Below are 25,838 nucleotides of genomic sequence, written 5' to 3' on the forward strand. Positions count from 1 at the left end.
GCCGGGTCAGGCGGCCGCGTCCGGGAGGCGCTGGATCATCGTGTTGCTGAAGACATAGCGGTACCCGGCATCCACGAGGGCACGGTCGGGGTCGGTGCGACCGGTCCAGTGGGTGCCGGCGAGCCAGGCGGTGCAGGCGGCGTCACCGCCGGTCGCCTCGTCCATCCGCTGCTTGGGCTCGATCACCTCGCGGCGCAGGTCCGCCGCTGTCACCACCCGCTCGGCCAGCTCGTGGGAGGCCGTGTGCGGTGTCACGACATGCCCCCTGCGGTGCAGGTCCGCCACCTCTTGCCAGGTCATGGCGATGCGTTCGGCACGCGGGTTCTCGTCGACCAGCTTGATCCGGTGGGCCGAGGCGTAGTCGTACTGCTCGGTGACCGGTGCGTCGAGGAAGGCGGTGCAGATGAAGAACCAGCCCACCACCCCCGCCTCCTCGCAGGCCGCCGCGGCCACCTCGTAGTTGTCGCGGTAGCCCTCGTAGAACACCGGGAGCACCGGGGGCTTCTCCTGGTGCCACACACCGGTCCGGGCGAACCGGTCCAGGTCGTCGACGGTGACGGTGGCGAAGTCCCGTGCGAGGCCGCGCAGTTCGTCGACCAGTTCGCCCCGCATGCTCGGCGGGGTGTTGTGGTAGTTCATGACCCGCAAAAAGCGGCCCGCGCGCAGGTCGGAGAGGGTGGAGCGATAGTTGATCTCCGCCGGGCCGGGCTGCGGGCACGCTGCCGCGGGTGAGCGGTCGGTCGTTCCGCCGGCCTCCTCCTCGAAAGGCTCCCCGGTGGCGTCCCCCGTGAGGCTCAGGTACCCGGCGGCCGCCAAGGACGCGATCAGCGCGGACTCGTCGTCCGCACCGTCGGGGTGCAGCTGGGCGTGGCAGGCCTCGAAGAGCCGGGCGAGGCGCAGATCGCCGGCCGACGGGTCGGCCGGCGGGGTGGCGGCACCGGCCGTCCGCAGGGACACCACCATCGGGACCCCCTTGCGCTGCGCGACGCGTACGCGACTGGCCTCCAGTGCGGCCTGCGCAGGGACGTGCCCCGGGCTGGGCTCGAAGCGGGGCTCGGGGCTGGACTCGGGGCTGGACTCGGACATGAACGTTCTCCCGCGAGATGGCTTGCGTCGACCGTCCCAGCCTGGAATGCGGCACCGGGATAAGCAATAACGAGCAGAATTTGCTCGCTATTGCTCACCGTCTCGGCCGCTCAGCTCAGCCCCGCCGCCCGTGCCCGGTCCACCGCGGGGCCGATGGTCCTGGCGACGGCCTTCACGTCCTCGCGGGTGGTGGTGTGGCCGAGGGAGAAGCGCAGGGTGCCGCGGGCGAGGTCGGGGTCGGTGCCGGTGGCGAGGAGGACGTGGCTCGGCTGGGCGACGCCGGCCGTGCAGGCGGAGCCGGTGGAGCAGGCGATGCCCTGGGCGTCGAGGAGGAGCAGCAGCGAGTCGCCCTCGCAGCCGGGAAAGGTGAAGTGCGCGTTCGCCGGCAGCCGGCCGGGGATGCCGTCCGGGCCCGCCGGTGCGGGATCGCCGCCGAGGATCGCGTCCGGCACCGCGTCCAGGACGGCGGCGACCAGTTCGTCGCGCAGCGTGCCGATCTCGCGGGCGAAGCGCTCCTGCTGCTCCGCGGCGATCCGGGCGGCGACGGCGAACGAGGCGGCGGCCGGCACATCCAGCGTCCCCGAGCGCACCTGACGCTCCTGCCCGCCGCCGTGCAGTACGGGCACGGGCGTGTACTCGCGGCCGAGAAGCAGCGCGCCGATGCCGTACGGCCCGCCGATCTTGTGTCCGCTGACCGCCATCGCCGCGAGGCCACAGGCGCCGAAGTCCACCGGCAGCTGACCGAAGGCCTGCACCGCGTCGGAGTGCAGCGGGATCGCGAACTCCGCTGCCACGTCCGCGAGTTCGCGTACCGGCTGGACCGTGCCGATCTCGTTGTTGGCCCACATGACGGTGGCCAGCGCGACGTCGGCGGGATTGCGGGCGATCGCCTCGCGCAGCACCTCCGGGTGCACCCGGCCATGGCCGTCGACCGGGAGGTACTCGACGGTGGCGCCCTCGTGCTCGCCGAGCCAGTGCACGGCGTCGAGCACGGCGTGGTGCTCGACCGGGCTGGAGAGCACCCGCGTCCTGGCGGGGTCCGCGTCCCGGCGGGCCCAGAAGAGACCCTTCACCGCCAGGTTGTCCGCCTCGGTGCCGCCCGCGGTGAGCACCACCTCGCTCGGCCGGGCACCGAGGGCCTCGGCGAGCGTCTCGCGGGCCTCCTCGACGGTACGCCGGGCCTGCCGTCCCGCCGCGTGCAGCGAGGAGGCGTTGCCGACGACGGTGAGGTGCGCGGTCATCGCTTCGACTGCTTCGGGAAGCATCGGAGTGGTCGCGGCGTGGTCGAGATAGGCCATGATGCGCTCGATTCTACGAGCCCGGGGTGAGGCGCATGCCCGGCGCATCCCTGCAAGGCACTCGGCGGCCGCGCGCCTGGGCCGGCGCGCGGGCGTACGCCCGGCCTCGCGGCCCTCCCGGGCCCGTGCATCGGGCGGGGTCTAGGGGGTGTCCTGCGACCCCGCGTACATCCGGACCACCGCGGCCGCGAGGGCCGCCAGTTCGGCGCGCACCGAGGCCGGCGAGAGGACCTCCAGGCGGTCCGCGAAGGAGAGCAGGGTGCGGGTCTCGCGCAGGTCGCCGAAGGCCAGCTCGACCCGTGCCCACTCCCCCTCCACCACCGGCGGTCCGGTCATGAAGACGCCGTTGATCCGTACGAACAGATCGAGCCGGGCCGCCTCCACCCGTGCGGTCACGACCAGGCCGCCCTGCCGTTCCTCGACCCGGCGGCGCAGTGTTTCCCAGGCGTCGGCGAGGGTCACGCCGGGGCGCCGCCGCACCGCCGCGTCGGTGACGGTGGCCCGGGCCACTCGATCCGCGCGGAAGAGCTGCGGCTTCCCGGAGCGGTCCGCGACGAGGTACCAGACACCGGCCTTCTGTACGAGCCCGTAGGGGTCGACGGTGTAGGTGCGCGGGTGGCGGCTTCCACTGTGCCGGTAGCGCAGGCGCAGCCGGCGGTCGGTGAAGACGGCGTCCTGCAGGACGTCGAGGTCGGTGGTCTGCTGCGGGCCGCCGCGCCAGCGTGCGGTGTCGACGAGGACCCGCCGGGAGGTCAACTCGGCGGCGGGGCGGTGGGGTTCGGGCAGTGCGGCCATGACCTTGCGGAGTGCCGAGCCGAACGCGCCCTCGAGCCCGAGCGCGGCGTGCGCGCCCGAGGCGGCCAGGATGAACAGCGCGCGGGACTCGTCGGAGGTGAGCCCGGTGACGTCGGTGCGGTAGCCGGGCAGCAGGCTGATCCCGCCGTGCCGCCCGCGTTCGGTGTACACGGGCACCCCGGCGGCGGAGAGCCCTTCGACGTCGCGGTAGATCGTACGTACCGACACCTCGAAACGCTCCGCGAGTTCGTGCGCGGGCACCCGGCCACGGGTCTGGAGCAGCAGAAGGATGGAGAGCAGCCGGTCTGACTTCACCGCACCAGTGTCCCGTGCCGCTCCCGGTTCACCCTCTGGGTGCCCGGGCCAGCTGGCGGGACTGGGCGACGAGGCGGCCGGCGGTGTCCCAGACCTCGGCGTCCTCCTCGAGGAAGCCGCCCGCGAGGTTGCGGGTGGTGACGGAGATCCGGAGCGGGCCCGGCGCGGGACGGCAGCGGATGTGCACGGTGAGCTCGACGGTCGGCACCCAGCCCTTGATGCCCATTTCGAAGGCGGTCGGCGGCAGCGCGTCCACGGCGAGGAGCAGCGACAGCGGATCGGCGTCGCGGCCGTCGGCGAGTCCGAACCAGGCGCGCATCTCGCCCTTTCCGGACGGCGCTCCGAGCGCCCAGCCGAGCGTGGCCGGGTCCAGCTTGAGCCGGAGCCGTTCGGTGATCGCGGAGCTGCCGGGGACCGGCGCCGGACCGTCCTCGGGTCCGAAGCAGTGCTCGACGGGCGGGATGTCCGGGGGCGTGGCGCTGGTGCGCACGTCGTCGGGCAGGGCGTCGAGGTCCCCGTACGAGGCGAGCACGCGTATCCGCTCGATCTCGCGGCCCTCGGCGTCGTACTGGAAGAGCGAGGCCTGGCCGGTGGAGAGCGTGCGGCCGCCGCGGACGAGTTCGGTACGGACGATCGCCGGGCCCGGCTGTGAGGCGGTGAGGTAGTGCGCCGAGACGGAGAACGGGTCCGAGTGCGGCAGGGCGTCGGACAGGGCGCGTCCCAGGACGGCGAGCAGGTAGCCGCCGTTGACCGCGTTGATGATGGTCCAGCCCGCGGAGAGGTCGACGTCGTAGATGCCGGGCTCGCGTCGCGTCACCGCGGTGTCGCGATCGAACTCGCTGTCGCCGACGGCCGCGCACGTGCCGCCCTGTGTCGTGCCCTGAGTCATGCGCAGCACGCTACAACAAGTTACTACTGAGCGGTAGCTTTCTCTGTCGGAGACGCTGGCCGCCCGGCGTCGGCTCACGCCTCGTCCGGCGTTCCCGACCTGCGGTTCCAGGCCCGCGGTGCCCGCCAGTGGAAGCGCATGGCGAGCATCCGCAGCGAGAAGGCGGTCACCACCGCGAGGCCGCTGGTCAACGGGTTCAGGGCGTCGAAGCGCAGGCAGAGGGCGACCATGCCCGCGCCGACCATGGCCGGTACGGCGTACAGATCGCGGTCCCAGCGCAGCAGGGACGGCACCTCGTTCGCGAGGACGTCACGCAGCACTCCGCCACCGACCGCCGTGGCCAGGCCCAGCGTCGCCGAGGCGGTGAGCCCCAGGCCGTACTCGTACGCCTTGACCGTGCCCGTGACGCAGAACAGGCCGAGCCCGGCGGCGTCGAAGGTGCTGACCGCCCGGTTGATCCGCTGCACCTCCGGGTGCAGGAAGTAGACGAGTGTCGCGGCCACCAGCGGAGTGACGAAGTAGGCGAGGTCCGTGAAGGCGGCGGGCGGTACGGCGCCGATCACCAGGTCCCGGAAGAGACCGCCGCCGACCGCGGTGACCTCGGCCATCACCGCGATGCCGAACACGTCGAAGTTCTTGCGCACGGCGAGCAGCGCGCCGGAGATCGCGAAGACGAAGATCCCCGCGACGTCGAGGCCGTGCTGGACGGAGGGCGTGAAGAGGTCCTGGAACACCCGGGTCATTCTGCCGGGATTCCGGCCGCACGCCGGACCGCCCGCGCCCGCCCCGGCGGCCAGGGGGGAAGTGGGCCGCGGGGGCGGGCGCCGGGGTCGTGCCATGCGCGGGCACGTCCCGGGGAGGGGTCAGTCCAGTGGCTCGATGCTGACGTTGCGGTACCGGACCTTGTTGTCGTGGTCCTGCAGCTTGATCGACCCCGCTGCCGGACCCTCCGGGGCACCGTTACCGGTCGGCCCTTCGATGGCCACGTCGTCGTGGACCTTCTGGCCGTTCCACACCACGCTGACCCGGGCGTCCTCGGTCTTCTTGCCGTCCGCGTCGAAGCGCGCGGCCCGGAACTCGATGTCGTAGGACTGCCAGGTCTCCGGTGGTGTGGCCGCGTTCACGTCCGGCGGTTTCTGCAGATAGATCGATCCCGCCTCGTTGTTGTCGAGTGTGTCGTCGCCGTAGGAGTCCAGGATCTGGATCTCGTAGCGCTCCTGGATGTAGATGCCGCTGTTGGCGCGGTCCTGGCCGGTCACGTCGTCCGGCAGCTCGGGCAGCCAGAACTCGGCGTGCAGCTTGAAGTCCTGGAAGTTCTGCTTGGTGCGCAGATCACCCTCGGCCACCTCGATCACGTCGTCCGTCACCGGCCAGGACGGCGTATCGCCGTTCGGATGCTGCCAGTTGGCCAGGCTGGACGCGCCGTCGAAGAGCTGGATCGGCTCGCCCCGCGGATTGACGGTGATCATGTCGAGGTTGACGTGGCCGGTGTCACCCGGGTCGTATCGGTACGACACCGTATTGGCGCCCTTGCGAAGCTTCAGCGGCTCGGACCGCGAGGACCAGGTGGACCACTCACCGGTGTCCGGCAGTTCCGTCTGTTTCGCCTTCTCCCCGTTGACGTACACGGACAGGGACTTGGTGCCCTTCTCCGGATAGCCGCCGTTGGCGTAGCGGAGCGCCACGTCGTAGGTGCCGGCCTTCTCCGCCGTCACGTCGAAGGTGGCGGACGCGCCCTCCTCGCCGAAGCCGTCCACGAAGCCGCTGCCGGAGTAGCCCGCGTGCTCGGTGTCGATGCCCGCGGAGCCGGTGAGGTGCGCCTCCTCCGCCTCGTGGTGGTTGCTCACCGGCTGCTCGCCCAGCATCGAATTGAGCGTGTACCAGGCCTCGGTGGACCAGAGCGTCTCGCCGTCCGCGGAGCTGAACGGGCGCGGCGAGCGGACGTGCACGACGCGCTTCGGCTTCAGGCCGTCGACCGCGAGGGTGACCTTCTTGCGGTCGTCGGAGAGCTTCGCCGAGGTGACCTTCAGGGTCTCCTCGCCGATCTTCGGTCCGCCGTACTCCGCGGTCGGGGTGTATCCCCACTGCTCGACGGTGTAGCGCTCGGCCAGCTTCTCCACCGTCTCGTCCGAGAGCGGCTTGGTGTACTCGAGCTCGAAGCCGCCCTCCTTGTGGCGCATGGCGAGGATGTCGAAGGCGTTCTCTCCGTTCGGGGAGAGCTTCTGGAGGCCGTGCTTGAGCTTGCCCTCCTGGCCCCAGTTGCCGTCCGCGCCCAGTCCGCCGGCGTAGATCGCGCCGTCGGGTCCCTTGCTGATCCGGTTGACCCCGGCCTCCAGGCCCTGGGTGAAGCGGAAGACCGCACCCTGGTACTCGCCGTCGACCTTCTCCAGATAGCCGCGCTGGATCCCGCCGTACGTGACGTCGCCGAAGAGCATCTGCCCGGCGAACCGGCCCTCGTCCAACTGGATGGGATTACTGGGCGAGTTGGCGATCTCGTTCTGCGGCAGCCACAGGACCGGATCGGTGACGGGCTTGTCGTCGAAGGGTCCCGCGGGGTTGGTGTAGTGGTTGAAGAAGCGGTCCTGCTTGACGTGCACCAGCTTCGACGAGGGCAGCCAGCCGCCCTGGTTGTCGGTGGCGAAGAGTTCACCGTCGGGTCCCTTGCCGAGACCGTTCGGCGTACGCAGCCCGCCGGCGACCCAACTGACCTTGCCGGTCTCGCGGTTGACCTTGATGGTGGCTCCGCGGTCCTTCGCCGGCTGCGGGTCGGTGGTGGCGCCGCCGAGGTCGATGGCCACGGACAGGTTCAGGTAGAAGTAGCCGTCCTCGTAGAGCAGGCCGAAGGCGAACTCGTGGAAGTTGCTGCCGTACGGCCAGGTGGCGACGGTCTTGTAGTCCTCCATCACGCCGTCGCCGTCGCTGTCACCGAGTTCGGTCAGCTCGTGCTTCTGCGAGACGAAGATCTTGCCGTCCACGACCTTGAGGCCCATCGGCTCCTTCAGGCCCTCGGCGACCTTGGTGGCCTTCACCTTGTCGGGGCCGGTGTCGCCGGTGACGTTGTCGAGGAGGTAGACCTCACCCTCGATGTTGTCCGTACCGCCCCAGGTACTGACCGCCATGCGGCCGTCCGGCATCCAGTCCATGCCGGTGACCTGCGGTTCGAAGCCCTCCGGTCGCAGGTCGGTCAGCTTGTGGTCGGGCCGGACCTCGGTCAGCGGCAGTCCGTCGCCGGGGGTGTCCTGGGTGCCTTCGCACTCCTTGCGGCCGGGAGCGGTGACCCGGACGACGTCGGCGTCGGTGGTGAGCGCCTCGTCCGGCACCACGGCGAAGTCGCCGGCGCCCGGCGGCTTCCAGCCGAGGGTGAGCTGCTGCTCGCCGTCCCGGTCGAAGTACTCGATACGCAGTGAGTGCGGCCCCTCGGTCAGCTCGACCGTGCCGTCCTTGGGCTCGTCCGCCCCGTGCGTGCCGTCGTGGTCGATGACCAACTGGTCGTCGATGTACAGGCGGGAGCCGTCGTCACTGGTCAGCCGGAAGTCGTACGAACCGGCCTCGGGAGCATGGACGTTGCCGAGCGCGTGGGCGACGAACCGGTCACTGAATCCGCCGAAGTCCTCGGGAGTCGACCAGTCGATGTTCGGCTTGAGCTCGTCGGCGTTCGGGGTCTGGCCCGGTTTGAGGGTGCAGATCTTCTCGAGAGGCGCCTGGACGTCGAAGACGCGCATGGTGACGCCGGGTTCCTGCGGCGGCAGATCCTCTGCCTGGGCGGGAGACGGGGTGGTGAACGCAAGTCCGCCGGCGGCGACCGCGGCGGCGAGCAGGGTGGTGAGTCGTCTTCGGCCGCGGTGGAACAGTCGTGAGTTCAAGTCTCCTCCAGCGGAATGGCCCCGCTTCGAGTCGAACCGGGGGTCCGTGCGCGCGAAACTCCGAGCTGTTGCGGCGCACACGCTAGGAGACTTCAGCTGTGCGCGTCCATACTTTGTCATCGATGAGTTCAAAGTCCCGGCACACGCCAAAACGCCGGGCAGGCCCCGGAGTTGGGGCCTGCCCGGCGATTTTCGGACAGCTGCTGCGCGCTACTTGGCGGCGGAACTCCCGCCAGTGTCACCGGAGTCGGAGCCGGGCTGGGGAGCGGCTTCGGCCTCGGAGTCGGTGACGGTGTCGTCAGCCTTGGATGCGGCGGACGCGCCGGACTCGCCGGACACGGCAGGCTTCGCGTCCGCCGACTCTGCCGACGAGCCCTTGGACACGCCCGACGCCTTGCCCTCGGGCACCTCGACCCCCGCGACCTCCGCGGCCGCAACCGCCGCCGTGAGCAGCACGGTGTCCTGCGGCGCCTGGTCGTCGGCGTTCTCCGGGTGGTGGCAGGCGACCTGGTGACCGGTGCCGAGCTGCAGCAGCGGCGGCTCCTTGGTCGTGCAGATCTCGGTCGCCTTCCAGCACCGGGTGTGGAAACGGCAGCCGCTCGGCGGCGAGATCGGCGAGGGCACGTCACCGCGGAGCAGGATGCGGTCGTTCTTGGTCCCACGCCGTGCCGGGTCCGGCACCGGCACCGCGGAGAGCAGCGCCTTGGTGTACGGGTGCATGGGCTTGGTGTAGAGGTCCTTGCGGTCCGCGAGCTCCACGATCTTGCCCAGGTACATCACCGCGATCCGGTCCGACACGTGCCGGATCACCGACAGGTCGTGCGCGATGATCACGTACGTCAGGCCGAGTTCGTCCTGCAGGTCGTCGAGGAGGTTGACCACCTGCGCCTGGATGGACACGTCGAGCGCCGAGACCGGCTCGTCCGCGACGACCAGCTTCGGCTTGAGCGCGAGCGCGCGGGCGATGCCGATGCGCTGGCGCTGACCGCCGGAGAACTCGTGCGGATAGCGGTTGTAGTGCTCGGGGTTGAGGCCCACCAGGGCGAGCAGCTCCTGGACGGTCTTCTTGACCCCGCCCTCGGGCTGAACCCCCTGCAACCGGAACGGCGCACTCACGATGGTGCCGATGGTGTGCCGCGGGTTCAGCGAGGAGTACGGGTCCTGGAAGATCATCTGGACGTCGCGGCGCAGCGGCCGCATCTTGCCGACGTTCAGATGGGTGATGTCGTGGCCCTCGAACTCGACCCGGCCGCCGGTCGGTTCGAGCAGCCGGGTGATCAGCCGGCCCATGGTCGACTTGCCGCAGCCGGACTCGCCGACGACGCCGAGGGTTTCGCCCGGGCGTACCTCGAAGCTCAGTCCGTCGACCGCCTTCACCGCACCGACCTGCCGTTGCAGCAGGCCCTTCTTGATGGGGAAGTGCTTGACCAGGTTGTCGACCTTGAGCAGCGGCTCGGCCGAACTCCCGGGCTTGTCCGCGGTCTGGTCCGGCTTGGTCACGTCCGTTTTTTCACTCACAGTTTCGGCGCAATCTCTTCGGTCCAGATCCGCGTCCGCTCCTCCTGCGACATGTGGCAGGCGGAGAAGTGCCCGCTGCCGACCTCGCGGAGTTCCGGGCGGACCGTACGCGTCAGGTTGTCCTTGGGGACGTCGGCGTAGGGGCAACGCGGGTTGAAGGCACAGCCGTCGGGGACGTTGATGAGGCTGGGCGGGGAGCCCTTGACCGGGATGAGCCGGTCCGTCTCGTCACGGTCGATCCGCGGCATCGAGCCGAGCAGGCCCCAGGTGTAGGGGTGCTGCGGCTCGTAGAAGACCTTCTCGGCGCTGCCGCGTTCGATGCAGCGGCCGCCGTACATGACCAGGAGGTCGTCGGCCATCTCGGCGACGACGCCCAGGTCGTGGGTGATCATGATGACCGCGGAGCCGAACTCCTTCTGCAGGTCCCGGATCAGGTCCAGGATCTGCGCCTGCACGGTCACGTCGAGCGCGGTGGTCGGCTCGTCGGCGATCAGCAGTTCCGGGTTGTTGACCAGGGACATCGCGATCATCGCGCGCTGGCGCATACCGCCGGAGAATTCGTGCGGGTAGCTGCTGAAGCGCTTGGCCGGCTCCGGGATGCCGACCCGGTCGAGCATCTCGACGGCCCGGGCCTTGGCCTCCTTCTTGCCGACCGGGTGGTGCACCCGGTACGCCTCGGTGATCTGCGCACCCACCGTGTAGTACGGGTGCAGAGCCGACAGCGGATCCTGGAAGATCATCGCCATCTTGCGGCCACGCAACCGTCGTACGTGGTCGGGGTCGGCGGCGACGAGGTTCTCGCCGTCCAGCCACACCTCGCCGGACACCTTGGCCTTCTGGTGCAGGCCCATGATGCCGAGCGAGGTGACGGACTTGCCGGAGCCCGACTCGCCGACGATGCCGAGGGTCTTGCCGCGGCGCACGTCGAAGGAGACGCCGTCGACGGACTTCACCAGACCGTCGTCGGTGTCGAAGTGGATCTTGAGGTCCCGTACCGAGAGGAAGGTCTCCTCGGCGGTCCCGGGGACGAGCGCCGTGGGCTCCGAGACAGCCGCCGTGTCCGGCGCGCTCCGCTTCTTGTCCAGGTCGCTCACGAGTACCTCACCCTGGGGTCGATGGCCGCGTACACCAGGTCCACGATCAGATTGCAGAAGACGATGAAGAAGGCCGCGGTCAAGGTCACGCCCATGACGATGGGCAGATCACTCTCCCGCACTGCCTGTACGGCATAGGCGCCCATGCCCTGGAACGAGAACACCGACTCGGTCAGGACCGCGCCGCCCAGCATCAGACCGAAGTCCATGCCGAAGATGGTGACGATCGGGGTGAGCGCGGCGCGCAGCCCGTGCCGGGTGACGACCTTGGACTCGCGTAGACCCTTGGCACGTGCGGTGCGGATGTAGTCCTCGCTCATCGTCTCCAGCATTCCGGCACGGGTGAGTCGTGCGTAGAGAGCCGAATAGAGGAAGGCGAGGCTGGCCCAGGGCAACAGCAGGTTCCAGGCCCATTCACCCGGACTCTCCGAGAACGGTACGAACTCGATCGTTTCCCAGATGGGCCATTGCGAGGTGAAGAGGGCGAGACCCAGCAGACCGGTGAAGAAGATCGGCAGGGAGACGCCGAGCAGGGCGACCGTCATGGAGAGCCGGTCGACGATGGATCCCCGCTTGAGGGCGGAGATGACGCCGATGGTGACACCGGAGACGAGCCACAGCACGGCGGCGCCGATGGCGAGGGACAGGGTGACCGGGATGCGCTGGGCGATCTCGGGCCACACCTCGACGTGGGTCTTGAACGAGTAGCCGAAGCAGGGCCGGCTGCACTCGACCGGGTCGGGGCCGAACTGGTAGTTCGCGCCCATCACGATCGCCTTGACGAAGTCGTAGTACTGGACGAGGAGGGGCTGGTCTAGGCCCAGGTTCTTCTTGACCGCCGCCACGGACTCGGGGTTGGCGTCCTTGCCGACGTACTGGACGGCAAGTTGGTCGACGGTCTGTCCGCCGATCCGTGGGACGAGGAAGAAGATCGCGAAGGTGACTGCGCTGACCACCAGCAACAGCATTATCGCGGCGATCACGCGTCGGATGATGTACGCAGTCACAGCCGATCGGCGCCGGGGCCGCCGGACCGGGGGTCGCCCGGTCCGGCGGACACCGGAGCCTTCACCTGCCTTTCAGAATTGCTTGGCGGACGGGGCTACTTGGAGGTTCCGACCAGCAGGTAGTCGTACATTCCGAGATAAGCCTGGGTGACCGTGACGTTGGTCGACGAGTCCGCCCTGTAGAGCAGGTTCTTGCGGTAGATCAGCGGCACCGCGGAGGCGGTGTCCATGACCAGCTTGTCGACCTCGCCCCACTTCTTGGTGCGCTCGGCGTCGTCGGTCATGGCGATGCCGTCCGCGAGGGCCTTGTTCACCTTCGGGTCGTCGAGCTCCATGAGGTTGTTGCCGCCGGAGGGCTTGATCGCCGAACCGTTGACGATCTGGTCGAGGAAGCCGAAGCCGGTCGGCCAGTCCGCGCCCCAGGCCATCATCATCAGGCCGAGGTCGTGCTCCTTGACGTAGCTCGGGTTACCGGCGAAGTTTCCGAAGTACTTGCCCGACGGGAACTGCTTGATCTCGGCCTTGATGCCGACCTTCTCCAGGGACGCCTTGAGCGCGGTCGCCATGGCGATCTCGTCGGGGCGGTCGGAGCGGGCGGTCAGGTTGGTCGCGAAGCCGCTCGGCTTGCCGCACTTCTTCAGGGACGCCTTGGCCTTGGCCACATCGCCCTTGTTGCCCGGGGTCTTGTACGTGTCGAACTTGGTGTAGCCGTTCACCGTGGGCGGCAGCATGGTGCTGGCCACGTCACCCTTGGTGTCGCCACCGAGGGCCTGCTGGATCGACACCTTGTCCGTCGCGTACTGGACGGCCTTGCGGCACTCGATGTTGTCGAAGGGCTTCACCTTGGTCGACATCGCGAGGTACGACAGGGCGCCCGCGTAGGGGTTGTCCGTCTTGTCGCGCTCGGCCTTCTTGGTGAGGACCTTCGGCTGGGTCTTCGTCTGCAGACCGGTGCCGGCCGCGTCCATGGTGATCTGATCGTTCATCAGGTGCTGGTCGACCGTGGTCGGGTTGACCTTGAACTTGATGGTGATCTTGTCCGGCAGGGCCGGGCGCAGCTTGTCCGTCTTCTTGTCCCACTCGGGGTTGCGCACCAGGGTGGCGCTGCGGCCCTCGTTGTAGGACTCGAACTTGTACGGGCCGGACGAGACGATCTTCTTGACGTACTCGGCGCCCTTGTCCTTCGCCGCCGGCACCGGGGCCGTCTGCGAGAAGGTCGCCAGGTAGTCGAAGTCGGCGAAGGGCTTCGCCAGGTGGAAGACGATCGTGTGGTCGTCCGGGGTCTCGATGGACTTGAGGTCCTTGCCCTTGTCCTTGTACGGGCCCTTGTACTTGTCGCCGCCCTCGAGGTACGCCTTGAAGTACGTCGGGCCGTTGGACAGCGCCTCGGGCGCGAAGTTCGAGCGCAGAATCGCGTGCTTCACGTCCTTGGACGTGACCACGTTCCCGTCCTCGTACTTGACGCCCTTCTTGAGCTTGTACGTCCAGGTCTTGGCGTCCTTGCTCGGCTTGCCCAGGCCCTCGGCCAGGTCGGGGGCGACCTCGAGGCCCTCGGAGCCCGCGGCCGGCTTGAACGTGGTGAGCGAACGGCCGTACAGACGCGAGAAGTTCTGCACCCACCCGTAGTAGGTGTTGCCCGGGTCGAGCGAGTCCGGGACGTCCGAGTGCTCGAAGGTGGCGGTGCCGCCCTTCTTGTCGGACTTGTTGACGATGGACTTGAGCGCCGCATCGGCCACACCGCCGCCGCCGTCGCTGCCGTCCTTGCTGCCACCGCCGCCGCCGCACGCCGACGCTCCGAGCGCCAGCACGATGGCTGACGCCAGGGCGGCTGTCGCTTTCTTGGTCTTCATCCTGAGGAAAGCCCCCTTGGTAGATGGGTACGGCACGGTGCGCAAGGTCGGCCGTCCGTTGTTACTTGCTGCGGGGATCGAGTGCGTCACGCAGACCGTCACCCAGCAGATTGAATGCCAGCACGGTGACGAAGATCGCCAGGCCTGGCACGAACATGAACTGCAGGTCGACCTCGTACTGGTCCGCCGCTTCGGTGAGCATGCCGCCCCAGGACGCCTGGGGCGGGGCGATTCCGACACCGAGGAAGCTCAGCGCGGCCTCGAAGAGAATGTTGCTCGGGATCAGCAGGGTGGAGTACACGAGGATCGGTGCCACCAGGTTCGGCAGCAGCTCGCGGAAGATGATGAACGGTCCGCGGGCGCCCAGGCTGCGGGAGGCTTCCACGAACTCGCGTTCCCTGAGGCTCAGGGTCTGCGCCCGCACGATCCGGCCCATATAGGGCCAGTTGAAGAACCCGATGACGAAGATCAGTACGCCGATCCGCAGCGGAAGTCCGGTGATCCCCCAGAAGCCGTCCTGTACGGAGGCGGACAGGGAGATCGCGAACAGGAGCAGCGGAAAGGCCAGGAAGGTGTCCATCATGCGGCTGACGAACGCGTCGACCCAGCCGCCGTAGTACCCGGCCACGACGCCCATGACCACGCCGATGGTCACCGAGAGCAGCGTGGCTCCCACGGCGACGATCAGCGAGACCCAGGAGCCCTCGATGATGCGCGCGAGCAGGTCGCGCCCGAACCCCGGGTCGACGCCGAGCGGGTGGTCCCAACTCATGCCGCCCCAGCCGCCGTAGGGCGCGCGCAGGGTCGGATCGACCAGGTTCTGGTTCAGCTTGTTGGGGTCCAGGTCGAACAGCCACTGGATGGGCCGGGACAGGATGGCCATCAGGATCAGGAGCCCGACAACGATGCCTCCGGCCATGGCCGCCTTGTCGCGCTTGAAGCGCATCCAGGCGATCTGGCCGAGGGAACGCCCCTCGATCTGGCTCTTCTTGACCCCGACCAGCACAGCCTCCGGCTGCGCCTCGGCTTCCGCGCCGGTGGTCTCGATCGGTGCGGTCACGGTGCGATTGACCCCTCTCGGCCGACTGTGGTCGGCCCACGCCCGCCGCTGTAACGGCTCGGTTCTCGTACACAGGACCGAAGCCCGTGTCTGCCGGGAGTCTTCAACGGCCCCGCGATCACCCGCCAGTCCCCCCGGGGAAAGGATGCGCAACCGTGATGCTGTCTGGGGGGTTCCGTTATCCGGACTCCGGTGAACGAGGGGCGGACACGGGGCAGTTGGTGTCCGACCCCGTCAGTCCGGGACTATAGGTACCACATCGGTCCCAGAGGTACGGGAACGGACAGGCGAGACTTCACTCTTCGCGATGTGCTCACCGTTCCCTTCCGCGATCTCCTCGGCGAAGTGGCATGCAACGCGATGACCGTCGGCAAGTTCCCGCATTTCGGGGCGTTCTGTGGCACACCGGGCCTCCCGCTTCCAGGGACAGCGGGTGTGGAAACGGCAGCCGGTCGGCGGGTTGGCCGGGGAGGGCAGATCGCCGGTGAGCAGGATCCGCTCACGGGCGTCCTCGACGTCCGGATCGGGGATCGGGACGGCGGACATCAGGGCCCGGGTGTACGGGTGCCTGGGGGCCGCGTAGAGGACGTCGCTGGGCGCCTCCTCGACGAGGGCGCCGAGGTACATCACGCCGACCACGTCCGCGATGTGGCGGACCACCGCGAGGTCGTGCGCGATGACGACGTAGGTGAGGCCGAGCGATTCCTGCAGTTCCTCCAGGAGGTTGACCACCTGGGCCTGGATGGACACGTCGAGCGCGGACACCGGCTCGTCGCAGATCAGCACGTCGGGTTCCAGGACCAGCGCGCGGGCGATCCCGATGCGCTGGCGCTGGCCGCCGGAGAACTCGTGCGGATAGCGCGCCAGGGCGTTGGCCGGCAGGCCGACCTTGTCGAGAATGGCCAGGATGCGGTTGTGCCTGTCCTCGCGCGAGGTGCCGATGCCGTGCGCCGTCATGCCCTCGGCGAGGATCGACTCGATGTTCTGGCGCGGGTTGAGACTGCCGAGCGGGTCCTGGAAGACCATCTGCAGCCGTCGCCGGAAGCGGCGCATCTCCTCCCCGGGCAGCCTGGCCAGATCCGTACCGTCCAGAACGACTTCGCCGGCGGTCACGTCGACCAGGCGGAGCACCGCGCGGCCGAGTGTGGTCTTGCCGCAGCCCGACTCACCGACCAGTCCGTAGGTACGGCCGGCCTCGACGGTGAGGGAGACGCCGTCGACGGCGTAGACATGGCCGATGGTGCGGTTGGTGACGACTCCGGCCCTGACCGGGAAGTGCACCTTCACATCGCGCAGTTCGAGCAGGCTCACGCCGTGACCTCCTCGGCCGTGGTGTCGTCCAGGACGGGGTGGACGCAACGCACCCGGTGGTCCGCCCGGTGGGGTTCGGTCAGGGCGGGTGGGCCCGTCAGGCACTGGTCGTCGCAGAAGTCGCAGCGGGGTGCGAAGGCGCAGCCGTCCTGCCAGGCGATGCGGTCGTTGATCGAACCGCGGATCGGGTGCAGCGGATCACCGCGCGGCGCGTCCAGGCGCGGGATGGAGCCGAGCAGGCCGTGCGCGTACGGGTGCGTGGGGTGCGCGAACAGCTCGCGGCGGCCCGCGGATTCGACGACCCGGCCCGCGTAGAGGACGTTGACCTGTTCGCACAGGCCGGCGACCACGCCCAGGTCGTGGGTGATCATCAACAGGGCGGTGCCCTCCTGGTCGACGAGCTCCTTGAGGAGTTCCAGGATCTGCGCCTGGATCGTCACGTCGAGCGCGGTGGTCGGCTCGTCGGCGATCAGCAGCCGGGGCGCACAGGCCACGGCCATGGCGATCAGGGCGCGCTGGCGCATGCCGCCGGAGAGCTGGTGCGGGTACTCCTTGAGCCGGCGGGTGGGGTCGGGGATGCCGACCCGGTCCAGGAGGTCGGCGGCCTCCTTGCGGGCCGCCGCGCCACGCAGTCCGCGGTGGCGCTGCAGGATCTCGGTGACCTGGACGCCGATCGGCACCACCGGGTTCAGTGACGACAGCGGGTCCTGGAAGATCATCGCGATGCGGCTGCCGCGCAGGTCACGCAGGGCGGAAGGCCGGATGGACAGCAGATCGGTGGGCCCGGCGGCCACGGCCCCGCTGCCGGCACCCGCATCGAGTACGGCGCTGCCCGCGCAGTCCACGCCCTTGGCGGGCAGCAGTCCCATCAGGGCGAGCGCGGTCACGGACTTTCCGCAGCCGGACTCGCCGACCAGGCCGGTGACACGTCCGGCGTCCACCTCGAACGAGACCCCGTCGACCGCCCGGGTCGGCGGGCGTCCGTGACCGCCCCGGAAGGTGACGGAGAGGTCTTCGACACTGAGCAGTGGCATGGCGGTTCAGCCTCGCAGCCGGGGGTCGAGGGCTTCGCGCATGGCCTCGCCGAGCAGCGTGAAGCCGAGCGCGGTGACGATGATCCCGAGGGCCGGATAGACGGACATCATCGGGGCGTTGTCGAAGAAGCGCTGCGCCTGGGAGAGCATCACGCCCCACTCGGGCACGGCCGGATCGGGGTTGCCCAGGCCCAGGTAGGACAGTGCGGCGGCCTCGATGATCGCGGTGGCCAGGCTGAGGGTGGCCTGCACGATCACCGGACTCACCGAGTTCGGCAGGATCTGGGTGAGCACGATGCGCCGCCGGCGTACGCCGAGGGACTTGGCGGCCAGTACGTAGTCCCGGCTGCCCTGGCCCAGCATCGAACCGCGCAGCAGGCGGGCGAAGATGGGGATCTGGACGACGCCCACGGCGATCATCACAGTGGTCAGGGACTGCCCCATGACCGCCGCGATGGAGACGGCGAGCAGCAGCGACGGCAGCGCCAGCATCATGTCGGTGACCCGCATGACGAAGGTGTCGACGCGTTTGCCGGTCGCGCCTCCGAGCGTCGCAGCGGCGCCGGAGACGGCGCCCACCAGGGCACCGACGACCAGGCCGATCAGCATCGAGACGACACCGACGAGCAGGGTCTGGCGGGCACCGATGAGCATCCGGGAGAACTGGTCGCGGCCGAGATGGTCGAGACCGAGCCAGTTCTCCGAGCGCGGACCGACGAACCGGCCCTGATTGGGGAAGACTTCGGCGCGCCAGATCTGCGCGGTCGGCCCGTGCGGTGCGACCCAGGGGCCGATCACCGCCAGCAGCACGAACACGGCGATGATCACGGCACCGATCAGGGCCATCTTGCTGCGCCTGAGTCGCCGCAGCGCCTCGGTCCACAGCCCGGCGCCGCCCTCGTCGCCGCTGCGCCGAGCCATGAGTTCGGCGAGCCGGTCGGCCTTCGCGGCCTTCGTGGTCGGGGGCTTCATGTCAGTGCACCCGCACTCTCGGGTCGATGAGGCTGTAGGCCAGGTCGACGAGCAGATTGATCAGCACGTAGAGCATCGCGATGAACATGATGAAGCCGACGAGCACCGGGTAGTCCCGCCCGTCGATCGCCTGTCTGATGAAGGACCCGATGCCGCCGAAGGCGAACACCGACTCGGTGAGCACGGCCCCGGAGAGCAGGCTCCCGGTCAGCAGACCTACCGCGGTGATCACCGGGAGCAGGGCGTTGCGCAGGACGTGCCGCCCGCGCACCACGCTGCGCGCCAGTCCCTTGGCCTCGGCGGTACGCACGTAGTCCTCGCCCAGCACCTCGAGCACGCTCGCCCGGGTCATCCGTACGATCACGGCGAGCGGGATGGACGCCAGGGTGACCGCGGGCAGCGCGAGGTGCATCAACGCGTCCCAGGAGGCGTCGAACTCACCGGTCAGGACGCCGTCGAGGACGGCGAATCCGGTCACGTCGGTGGCGTCGATACCGGTGGAGAGGCGGCCGTAGCTCGGGAAGATCCCGAGGTTGACGGCGAAGATCCCCTTGAGCACGAGTGCCAGGAAGAACACCGGGATGCAGATACCGACGAGCGAGCCGGACACGCTGGTCACGTCCAGCCAGCCGCCGCGTCTGCGGGCGGCGAAGTAGCCGAGCGGTACGCCGACCACGACGGCGATGAGGATGGCGGCGACGGACAGTTCGACGGTGGCCGGGAAGCGCAGCGTGAACTCGTCCCAGACCGGCTGTCCGGTCCGCACCGAGGTGCCGAGGTCGAGCTGGACGATGCGTTTGAGGAAACGCCAGTACTGGACCCACACCGGCTCGTCCAGGCCGAGCAGGCGATTGATGCGGGTGACTTCGGAAGCGGTCGCCCGCTCTCCGAGGATCGCGGAAGCCGGTCCGCCGGGCAGTCGGTTCAGCCAGAGGAACAGCAGGACCGACAGGCCGAGCAAGGTGGGTATCAGCTGCAGCAGCCGTCGTACGACAAGTCGCAACACCCCCGTGTGCCCCTTTCAACGCGCGGGATCTGTACGAGCCTTGATGGCTTGATGGGGCATCACCCCGTGGGCGCGGTGCACCGGTCCGACGGGGCACCGGGTGAGATGTGCCGTCGGACCGGTGGCGGGCCGGCCCCCTGTCGGGAGCCGGCTCGCCCGACCTCGTCTACTTGAAGGTGACCTCGCCGAAGTTCTCCTGGGTGAGCGGGGAGACCTCGGGCGGGTTGACGTTCTTGGCGAACGCGATGGCCGGCGGCGACGAGGTCAGCGGGAGACCCGGCAGGTAGTCCATGATCACCTCGTTGGCCTTCTCGTACGCCTTGGTGCGGGCGGCCGGGTCGGCCTCCTTGGACCCGGCGTTCACCGCGTCGAAGACCTTGTCGTTCTTGAAGCCCCACTGCTTGTCGTAGCCGGCGAACCAGGTTCCGATGAAGTTGAACCCGTCGTTGAAGTCGCCGGTCCAGCCGAGCATGTGCAGCGCGCAGGAGCCCGCCTCGACCGCGTCGGTGTAGTCCGGCGCCCACTTCAGCGGCTTCGGGGTGACCTTGATTCCGGCCTTGGCCAGGTCGGCCTTGACGGACTCGAAGATGTCCTGCGGGGCCGGCATGTAGGGCCGGGTGACCTCGGTCGGGTAGCAGAACTCCACCTTCAGGCCGGTCTCACCCGCGCCCGAGAGGAGCTTCTTGGCCTTGGTGGTGCTGTGCTCGTACTTCTTCACGTTCTTGGAGAAGCCGGCGACCGTCGACGGCATGAACTGGGTCGCGACCTCGCCGCCTTCGGGCAGTTGGGTCTTGACCAGGTTCTCGCGGTCCACGGCGTGCGCGATGGCCTGCCGGACCTCGGGCTTCTTCAGTGCCTTGTTCTTCCCCTGCGCCATGCCGAGGTAGAGGACGTTGAAGTTGTCACGCGTCGGCACCTGGAAGCCCTCCTTCTCGAGGGTCTCCACATCGGCGGGTGCGACCAGGTCGTAGCCGTCGATGTCACCGGCCTGCAGCGCCTGCCGGCGGCCGTCCTCCGTGTCGATGGTCCGGAAGACCAGCTTCTTCACGCCGCCCTTCTTGCCCCAGTAGTCGTCGAACCGTTCGAGGCTGACTTCCTTGTTGCCCTTGTTCCAGTCCGTGATCTCGTACGGCCCGGTACCGGCGAGAGTTCCCGCCTCCTGGCTGTACTTGGGGTACGTGATGGCATCGCCCTTGGCCTTGGCGTCCTGCTTCTCGTACTCCTTGATCGCCTTCGGCGAGTGGATGGCGAGTGCCTGCAGGGAGAAGCCGCCGGGGAGGTTCGCGGAGGGCTCGTTCACCTCGATGACGGCGGTGCTCTCGTCCTTCGCGGTGCAGGACTTGTAGTTCGCCTTCGGCGCTTCCTTGTCCTCGTTCTTCGCGAAGCCGCCGAGGGCGGACTGCCAGTAGTACGAGACGGCGCTCGACTGGTAGCTGCCGGTCCAGTTGAACCAGTGGTCGTAATTGGCGCACACCGCTTCGGCGTCGAAGGCCTCGCCGTCGTGGAACTTGACGTTCTTGCGCAGGTCGAAGGTCCAGACCGTGCCGTCGTCGTTGCTGTCCCACTTCTCGGCGAGCGCGCCGGTCAGCTTGGATCCGCCCGACTCGTGTTTGAGGAGTGCCTCGAAGGATTGCCGGGTGACACGGAAGGTCTCGCCGTCACTGGCGAGCGCCGGGTCGAGGGCGGCCGGGTCGCCGGGTGCGGCGAAGACGAAGGTGTCCTTCGCCTTGTTCCCCCCGTCGTCCTTGCCGCGGTCACTGGAACAGCCCGCGGCGACCAGGACGGCCACCAGCGTCGCCGTGACCGCGCGCACGGCGCGGCTTTTCAGTATTCGCATGTCCAACCCCAGAGTTCGGCCGTGCACGAGGATGCGCTTCCGGGGGCGGCGCCTCGGCACCGCCCCAGGGTGATCTGGAACTGGCCGAACGATACGTGTGACCGCTGACCCGGGTGAACGGTCCGGATACCGGCGATACGCAAACGAGACCTGGAGGTCACACACCCCCGCGCGGGGAGCCCGAACTCCGGCCGCCATAAGGGATTTGACGGGATTTCAGCGGTGCGAGGGCGAGATCGGCCCTCGCCGAGCGGCGCTACGTCCGGGGGTAGCCGTATCCGTGGCCGCCGCCGGCCGGTGCAGAGGCGTAGGCGTCGCGGTCGTAGAACGGGCGGGAGTTGGCCCGCAGCCACATCGCGACCGGGTCGTAGGCGTCGCCCATCGCGACGGTGGAGACCGGCAGTCCGTCCGGCACGGCCGAGATGGACTGCTGCATCATCGCCCGCACCGCGTCCACGGAGGCCGCCGTCGTGTCGTACACGTCCAGGCCGAGTGCGAGGTACGGGGCGCCGAGCGCGGGCTGCACCCAGGCGCGGCGCAGCGAGCGTACGGCCGGGGTGCGGTGCGCGTTCTGCGCCAACTGGGCGTAGAACTGGGGGATTTCGATGGCCGGCTCGGAAAGTCTGAGCGGCCCCGCGGGCAGCTTGTCCAGGCCGGTGGCGATCCGGCGCAGGTCGAGCCACGGGATGCCGACACCGCCGCCGGGGGCGTGCGGATTCAGCCAGAGGCCGTAGTGGTCGGGGAAGAGGGTGCGGGCCACCTCGATGCCGCCGGCGACCTCGTGCGCGCGATTCCATCCCGAGGCGGCGAGCTCCTGGGCGGAGGTGACACAGGGGGCGTAGCCGAGGCCGTCCACGTCCATGTTCCCGTACTGGGCGTCCGGGGATCCCGCCTGGCCGTGCCAGAGCAGCATCCAGACCTGACCGCTCGCAAGTGCCTCGAGGAGCGCCTCGTAGGCGTCGTACCGGCCGGGCGTCACCTGGCGCAGCATGTGCTCGACCTGGCCGGCCGCTGCCGTGCCCGACGCACTCACTGTCGACCGGCCCCCCTCGAATGGTTTCGCGTACACAATCGCCTTAACTCCCCGTCCCGGAAGTCACCCCGGTCATGAAACCAGCTTAGGCCGCCCCGCCGACAGCCGATCAGGCGTCGGCGATTCGGATGTCCCGCGATCCGGACGTCCGGCCGCCCGGACGCGGCGGTTCAGGTGTCCTGCCGGTGGAAGGGCCGGACCCTCTCGCGCATCCAGTCGCCGACCGGGTCCTGGGCCACGTCGAGCAGGACCAGGTTCACCGGCCAGGGAGCCGGGGCCCGGCCGAGCGCGCGGCCCAGGGCGTCCATCGGGAGGTTACGGGCGGTGGGCTCCCACTGCGAGAGCTCCACGCCGACGAACATGACCGGGTCGCCGCCCTCGACCGACGCCAGGCAGCGCCGGGCGGTCGCCACCACACCTGTCGCGGCGAACTCCGCCGCGGCCGCGTCGAGGAAGTCCATCGGGTCGTCCTGCCAGTCCGGCTCGTAGAGCCGCACGCGTCCGCCGGCGGCCGGGCCGTCCAGCGGGGTGCGCCCCGCCCGGCAGAGTTCGGCCACGGCGTCGGGCGGCAGCGGGACGCCGACCGTGCCGTCCGGATTGACCACTATGCCGAGCTGCGGCGGAAGGCCGCGGGCGAACTCGACGGCCGGCGCCACCGCGAACGGCATGTGTCCGCCGACGACCGAGAGGAACTGTTCCTGCGAGCTGAAGACCGGTACGTAGGCCTGTCCGCCGAGCTCCATGGCCGGCAGGTCGAGATCGCGGCTCTCGCGGCCTCCGCCGCCCGGCAGCGGGACCCAGATCATGCTGCGGCCGAGCACCTCGACGATGCGTCCGGACGCCGAGGGGACTCCGACGGAGGCGGCGAGGACCTCCTCGAGCTCGTTCCCCGGCCAGCCGATGCCGGGGTGGTGACCGCCGGGGTGCCCCTGTCCGGGCACCTGCCCGTCCGGGAGTCCGCCGTGCCCGCCCTGGTCCAGGGGCCTGCCGAGGCCGTCGTGTGCCGGAACATCCATCTGCAACCACCCGCTCGCACCACTTCGTCCTCACGCACCCTAACCCGGGCGCGATCCGGTACCGCCGCCCCGCCTCAGCCGCAGAAGCCCACCGTCCGCAGGGCGTCGGCGGCCGGCCGGTCGAGCAGGACCACGCCCGCGCAGCCGGCCGGTGCGCGGCCGTTCTCGGCGTCCCGGACCAGCCGGGTCACGGCCCGGCGGTGGCGGGCGAAGGCGTACTGGGAGACTCCGCGGCCGCGTTCGCGCTGCCCGGCGAGTGCGGTGTCCGGGTCGACGTCGAGCAGCAGCAGGTGCAGGGCACGCCCGCGCCGCGCCGCCTCGCGGGCCAGCCAGCGGCGCACCCAGGCCTGGCTGCCGCAGTCGTGCACTACGACGCTCTCCCCGGCGCGCAGGGCGCGGTGCAGGCCGGCGTAGTGCGCGAGGCGGACCAGCGGGCGGTAGACGGTGTACGGCAGCAGACGGGGCATGCGGGCGGCGAAGTGCTCGCGGGTGTCGTGGGAGTCGATGCGCGGGCCGGGGACGGACCGCTGCATCAGCGTGCTCTTGCCGCTGCCGGGCAGCCCGGAGACGACCACCAGGTCGCCCGCGCCGAACAGCAGCCGCTGCGGGCTGTGTCCGGCTCTGGCGCGCAGGTCCCTGATCACCGGCCCCTGGAACAGCAACCCCCGTGCCGGCAGGGCCTGTCGGCACGGTACCGGGGCGCCTCGGGGCGCCTCGAAGGTCCCTTGCGCGCCTGAACTGTGCACCGTGTCCGGCCTCCCCCTGCGGTCCCGTCACTCTTCCTCGTCGAGTGTAAAGAGCTGGTAATGCGGCACAACCGGGTTACCCGGACGAGGGACGTGCAATGATGGCCGCGCCAACTGCATACCGGCCGCTTGAATCCGCGCGGGAGAGTTCCCAGTGATCCGACTGGGACGCCGAAGGAGCAAGTACCTCCCTTGAATCTCTCAGGCCCCGATACCGCGCGGGCGAGGCAGATCTGAAAAGCGGGCCGCGTCAGCGGCTCCACCCAAGGTGCAAGTCGTGCCCCGGGACACTCCCCCGGACTCCGTCCGGGGCCCCCAGGCGCGATGAACCTCTCAGGTTCGATGACAGATGGGGAGGATCGACCTCACCAGTCATGCCCTGGGAGCCAGACCTATGACCAACGCCCCCCGTCTCACCGCCCTCGACTCCGTACACCGGAGTCTCGGCGCCACCATGACCGACTTCGCCGGCTGGGACATGCCGCTGCGGTACGCCAGCGAGCGCGACGAGCACAACGCCGTCCGCACGGCCGCCGGCCTCTTCGACCTCTCCCACATGGCCGAGATCACCGTCACCGGACCCGCCGCCGCGGACCTCCTCGACCACGCCCTGGTGGGCAACATCGGCAAGGTGGCCGCCGGCCGTGCCCGGTACACCATGATCTGCCGCGAGGACGGCGGCATCCTGGACGACCTGATCGTCTACCGGCTCGGCGACACCGAGGCCCCCGAGTACCTGGTGGTCGCCAACGCCTCCAACGCGCAGACCGTCCTCGACGCCCTCACCGAGCGTGCCGCCGGCTTCGACGCGGAGGTCCGCGACGACCGCGACGCCTACGCGCTGCTCGCCGTGCAGGGGCCGCAGGCGGCCGCGATCGTGCAGTCCCTGACCGACGCGGATCTCGCGGGTCTGAGGTACTACGCGGGACTGCCCGCCACCGTGGCCGGAGTGCCCGCGCTGCTCGCCCGGACGGGATACACCGGCGAGGACGGTTTCGAGCTGTTCCTCGCGCCGGAGCACGCCGAGTCGGTGTGGAGCGCGCTGACCGAGGCGGGCGCGGGCCGCGGCCTGGTCCCCGCCGGACTGTCCTGCCGGGACACGCTGCGCCTCGAGGCCGGGATGCCGCTGTACGGGCACGAGCTGTCGACCGACCTGACGCCGTTCGACGCCGGGCTGGGCCGGGTGGTCAAGTTCGAGAAGACCTCCAACGGCGGTGCCTTCGTGGGCCGGGCGGCACTGGAGAAGGCCACGGAGCGGGCCGAGTCGGCGCCGCCGCGCAAGCTGGTCGGTCTGATCGCCGAGGGGCGCCGGGTGCCGCGCGCCGGTTATCAGGTGGTCGTGGACGGCAAGGTGATCGGCGAGGTCACCTCCGGAGCGCCGTCGCCGACGCTCGGGAAGCCGATCGCCATGGCGTACGTCGACGCCGCGCACGCGGAGCCCGGTACGCCGGGTGTCGGCGTGGACATCCGGGGCAGCCACGAGCCGTACGAGGTCGTGGCGCTGCCGTTCTACAAGCGCGACAAGTGACCCCCGGGTCACGGGATTCCCGGCCGGGGCCCGTGACCTCGGGTCCGCCGGCGCCGTAAGTGACATCGGGGCGAGTGTCCCAGTGACGCCGCCCACCCACCTCCGGTTCATCACCAGTCCCCCGCGTACAGGAGAATTCAGGCCATGAGCAATCCACAGGAGCTGCGGTACAGCAAGGAGCACGAGTGGCTTTCGGCCGCCGCTGACGGCGTCTCGACGGTCGGCATCACGGAGCACGCGGCGAACGCGCTCGGTGACGTCGTCTACGTCCAGCTGCCCGAGGTCGGCGACACGGTCACCGCGGGTGAGACCTGCGGCGAGCTGGAGTCCACCAAGTCGGTCAGTGACCTCTACTCTCCGGTGACCGGCGAGGTCGTCGAGGCGAACCAGGACGTGGTGGACGACCCGGCACTGGTCAACTCCGCCCCGTTCGAGGGTGGTTGGCTGTTCAAGGTGCGTACGTCCGAGGAGCCGGCGGACCTGCTCTCGGCGGCCGAGTACACGGAGTTCTCCGGCTCCTGAGGCCGGTACCGGTTACTCCCGCATCCTGAGCCGTCGCCCGTAAGCGCCCCCTTAAGGA

At 69.6% G+C, this 25,838-nt stretch carries 20 protein-coding genes, 1 pseudogene and 1 riboswitch; of the genes and pseudogenes, 2 read left to right on the top strand and 19 right to left on the bottom strand.

Annotated elements, in window-relative coordinates:
- Positions 1-6 precede the first annotated feature (6 nt).
- The 19 genes and pseudogenes from DSC45_RS17635 to DSC45_RS17725 form a co-directional block, all read right to left on the bottom strand.
- Positions 7-1,086, bottom strand: coding sequence for a polysaccharide deacetylase family protein (locus tag DSC45_RS17635; RefSeq protein WP_119292009.1), 1,080 nt, complete (start codon positions 1,084-1,086; stop codon positions 7-9).
- Positions 1,087-1,196: 110 nt separating this feature from the next.
- Positions 1,197-2,384: a cysteine desulfurase family protein gene (locus DSC45_RS17640; RefSeq protein ID WP_119292011.1), complete on the bottom strand. Its 1,188-nt coding sequence runs from the start codon at positions 2,382-2,384 to the stop codon at positions 1,197-1,199.
- A gap of 141 nt (positions 2,385-2,525) precedes the next feature.
- Positions 2,526-3,494, bottom strand: a complete 969-nt coding sequence (locus tag DSC45_RS17645) for a helix-turn-helix transcriptional regulator (RefSeq protein ID WP_119292013.1) — start codon at positions 3,492-3,494, stop codon at positions 2,526-2,528.
- A gap of 28 nt (positions 3,495-3,522) precedes the next feature.
- Complete coding sequence (locus tag DSC45_RS17650; protein ID WP_119292015.1) at positions 3,523-4,383, bottom strand: thioesterase family protein; 861 nt, start codon at positions 4,381-4,383, stop codon at positions 3,523-3,525.
- Between the two features lie 74 nt (positions 4,384-4,457).
- On the bottom strand, positions 4,458-5,117 hold the full coding sequence (locus tag DSC45_RS17655) for a trimeric intracellular cation channel family protein (RefSeq protein ID WP_119292335.1): 660 nt from the start codon (positions 5,115-5,117) through the stop codon (positions 4,458-4,460).
- Positions 5,118-5,246: 129 nt separating this feature from the next.
- Entirely contained in the window at positions 5,247-8,246 is a 3,000-nt protein-coding gene (locus tag DSC45_RS17660) for a 3-keto-alpha-glucoside-1,2-lyase-like domain-containing protein (RefSeq protein WP_119292017.1), read from the bottom strand.
- Positions 8,247-8,456: 210 nt separating this feature from the next.
- A complete protein-coding gene (locus tag DSC45_RS17665; RefSeq protein ID WP_240434694.1) occupies positions 8,457-9,746 on the bottom strand; it encodes an ABC transporter ATP-binding protein in 1,290 nt (429 codons plus the stop codon).
- Positions 9,747-9,760: 14 nt separating this feature from the next.
- Complete coding sequence (locus DSC45_RS17670) at positions 9,761-10,744, bottom strand: ABC transporter ATP-binding protein (RefSeq protein ID WP_240434715.1); 984 nt, start codon at positions 10,742-10,744, stop codon at positions 9,761-9,763.
- A gap of 110 nt (positions 10,745-10,854) precedes the next feature.
- On the bottom strand, positions 10,855-11,865 hold the full coding sequence (locus DSC45_RS17675; RefSeq protein WP_119292021.1) for an ABC transporter permease: 1,011 nt from the start codon (positions 11,863-11,865) through the stop codon (positions 10,855-10,857).
- A 95-nt stretch (positions 11,866-11,960) separates the two neighbouring features.
- On the bottom strand, positions 11,961-13,715 hold the full coding sequence (locus DSC45_RS17680) for an ABC transporter substrate-binding protein (RefSeq protein ID WP_119292023.1): 1,755 nt from the start codon (positions 13,713-13,715) through the stop codon (positions 11,961-11,963).
- A gap of 61 nt (positions 13,716-13,776) precedes the next feature.
- A complete protein-coding gene (locus tag DSC45_RS17685; protein WP_119292025.1) occupies positions 13,777-14,775 on the bottom strand; it encodes an ABC transporter permease in 999 nt (332 codons plus the stop codon).
- Positions 14,776-15,009: 234 nt separating this feature from the next.
- Entirely contained in the window at positions 15,010-16,086 is a 1,077-nt protein-coding gene (locus DSC45_RS17690) for an ABC transporter ATP-binding protein (RefSeq protein ID WP_119292027.1), read from the bottom strand.
- The gene (locus DSC45_RS17695; RefSeq protein ID WP_119292029.1) at positions 16,083-17,120 is read right to left on the bottom strand and encodes an ABC transporter ATP-binding protein; all 1,038 of its coding nucleotides are present in this window, start codon (positions 17,118-17,120) and stop codon (positions 16,083-16,085) included. The genes DSC45_RS17690 and DSC45_RS17695 overlap by 4 nt, the downstream gene beginning before the upstream one ends.
- Before the next feature lie 6 nt (positions 17,121-17,126).
- Complete coding sequence (locus DSC45_RS17700) at positions 17,127-18,092, bottom strand: ABC transporter permease (protein WP_119292030.1); 966 nt, start codon at positions 18,090-18,092, stop codon at positions 17,127-17,129.
- Between the two features lies 1 nt (position 18,093).
- The gene (locus DSC45_RS17705; RefSeq protein WP_119292032.1) at positions 18,094-19,098 is read right to left on the bottom strand and encodes an ABC transporter permease; all 1,005 of its coding nucleotides are present in this window, start codon (positions 19,096-19,098) and stop codon (positions 18,094-18,096) included.
- A 166-nt stretch (positions 19,099-19,264) separates the two neighbouring features.
- Entirely contained in the window at positions 19,265-20,935 is a 1,671-nt protein-coding gene (locus tag DSC45_RS17710; RefSeq protein WP_119292340.1) for an ABC transporter substrate-binding protein, read from the bottom strand.
- Positions 20,936-21,191: 256 nt separating this feature from the next.
- On the bottom strand, positions 21,192-21,968 hold the full coding sequence (locus DSC45_RS17715) for an enhanced serine sensitivity protein SseB C-terminal domain-containing protein (protein WP_119292034.1): 777 nt from the start codon (positions 21,966-21,968) through the stop codon (positions 21,192-21,194).
- Between the two features lie 170 nt (positions 21,969-22,138).
- The gene (locus DSC45_RS17720) at positions 22,139-22,984 is read right to left on the bottom strand and encodes an enhanced serine sensitivity protein SseB (RefSeq protein WP_119292036.1); all 846 of its coding nucleotides are present in this window, start codon (positions 22,982-22,984) and stop codon (positions 22,139-22,141) included.
- Positions 22,985-23,058: 74 nt separating this feature from the next.
- Positions 23,059-23,631, bottom strand: a pseudogene (locus tag DSC45_RS17725) (AAA family ATPase); the annotation flags it as partial.
- Positions 23,632-23,860: 229 nt separating this feature from the next.
- Positions 23,861-23,957: riboswitch (glycine riboswitch) on the top strand.
- 167 nt (positions 23,958-24,124) lie between these two features.
- Here DSC45_RS17725 and gcvT point away from each other — a divergent pair.
- Positions 24,125-25,258 carry a glycine cleavage system aminomethyltransferase GcvT gene (gcvT, locus tag DSC45_RS17730; RefSeq protein ID WP_119292039.1) on the top strand — a complete coding sequence of 378 codons (1,134 nt, stop codon included), beginning with the start codon at positions 24,125-24,127 and terminating at the stop codon, positions 25,256-25,258.
- A gap of 144 nt (positions 25,259-25,402) precedes the next feature.
- A complete protein-coding gene (gene gcvH, locus DSC45_RS17735; protein WP_119292041.1) occupies positions 25,403-25,780 on the top strand; it encodes a glycine cleavage system protein GcvH in 378 nt (125 codons plus the stop codon).
- Positions 25,781-25,838: the final 58 nt, after the last annotated feature.

It is taken from the genome of Streptomyces sp. YIM 130001 (assembly GCF_003574445.1).
Classification (GTDB): Bacteria; Actinomycetota; Actinomycetes; order Streptomycetales; family Streptomycetaceae; genus Streptomyces.

Bases quoted from the DNA above. Each gene is read 5' to 3' on its own strand.
- DSC45_RS17680 (WP_119292023.1), bottom strand. From the start codon at position 13,715: ATGAAGACCAAGAAAGCGACAGCCGCCCTGGCGTCAGCCATCGTGCTG.
- DSC45_RS17635 (WP_119292009.1), bottom strand. From the start codon at position 1,086: ATGTCCGAGTCCAGCCCCGAGTCCAGCCCCGAGCCCCGCTTCGAGCCC.
- gcvT (WP_119292039.1), top strand. From the start codon at position 24,125: ATGACCAACGCCCCCCGTCTCACCGCCCTCGACTCCGTACACCGGAGT.
- DSC45_RS17720 (WP_119292036.1), bottom strand. From the start codon at position 22,984: ATGGATGTTCCGGCACACGACGGCCTCGGCAGGCCCCTGGACCAGGGC.
- DSC45_RS17695 (WP_119292029.1), bottom strand. From the start codon at position 17,120: ATGCCACTGCTCAGTGTCGAAGACCTCTCCGTCACCTTCCGGGGCGGT.
- DSC45_RS17650 (WP_119292015.1), bottom strand. From the start codon at position 4,383: ATGACTCAGGGCACGACACAGGGCGGCACGTGCGCGGCCGTCGGCGAC.
- gcvH (WP_119292041.1), top strand. From the start codon at position 25,403: ATGAGCAATCCACAGGAGCTGCGGTACAGCAAGGAGCACGAGTGGCTT.
- DSC45_RS17700 (WP_119292030.1), bottom strand. From the start codon at position 18,092: ATGAAGCCCCCGACCACGAAGGCCGCGAAGGCCGACCGGCTCGCCGAA.
- DSC45_RS17640 (WP_119292011.1), bottom strand. From the start codon at position 2,384: ATGGCCTATCTCGACCACGCCGCGACCACTCCGATGCTTCCCGAAGCA.
- DSC45_RS17710 (WP_119292340.1), bottom strand. From the start codon at position 20,935: ATGCGAATACTGAAAAGCCGCGCCGTGCGCGCGGTCACGGCGACGCTG.